Here is a 764-nt window from a genome sequence, read left to right on the forward strand (position 1 = left end):
CTGAAGGCGGCCACGGTCCTGCGGACCGAGTCCGAGCGGGCGCTGGCCGAGTCCGCCGGCGAAGACGGAGCTCCCGGCGTCGCCCCCGCCGACCTGGCCGGCGCGGCGCTGACCCAGGCCCGGCTGCGCGCGCGGGCGCGCGTGAAATTCGGCACCCGCGCCGAGCGCATGTTCTTCACCGAGCCGGGCCTGGAGCAGGCCACACGCATGTCCGTGGCCGACTACCGCGCCCGCCGGCTGGCCGCGGCGCTGGGCGCCGGAGCCCGCGTCGCCGACCTGGGCTGCGGTGTCGGCTCCGACGCGATCGCCGCCGCCGACGCCGGCCTGGAGGTGGAGGCGGTCGACTCCGACCCGCTGACCGTCGCCGTCGCCGCGGCCAACGCCGAACGGCTCGGCCTGGACGGTCGGATGCGCGTACGCGAAGGCGACGCCGCGGAGGTCGACCCCGGCGGCTACGACGCCGTCTTCTGCGACCCCGCCCGCCGGACCGCACGCGGCAGGGTCTTCGATCCCGACGCCTACGCGCCGACCTGGGACACGGTCATGGACCTCGCCGCGCGTGCGCCGGCCTCGTGCGTCAAAGCCGCGCCGGGCATCCCGCACGAGCGCATCCCCGCGGGGGCCGCCGCCGAGTGGATCTCGGTGGACGGCGACCTCAAGGAGACCGCGCTGTGGCAGGGCCTGGGCGACGGGCCGGCGCGGCGCGCCACGCTGCTGCGCAGCGACGGGTCGCCGCCGGCGACCCTGGCCGCCGGGCCCGGCGG

1 protein-coding gene is annotated in these 764 nt (G+C 78.5%); it reads left to right on the forward strand.

Annotation, left to right across the window (positions count from 1 at the left end):
* On the forward strand, nucleotides 1-764 hold a 764-nt coding region (locus D452_RS0100835; RefSeq protein ID WP_017542290.1), incomplete at both ends, for an SAM-dependent methyltransferase.

Origin of the sequence: Nocardiopsis prasina DSM 43845, assembly GCF_000341265.1 — a bacterium.
In the GTDB taxonomy this organism is placed as follows: domain Bacteria; phylum Actinomycetota; class Actinomycetes; order Streptosporangiales; family Streptosporangiaceae; genus Nocardiopsis; species Nocardiopsis prasina.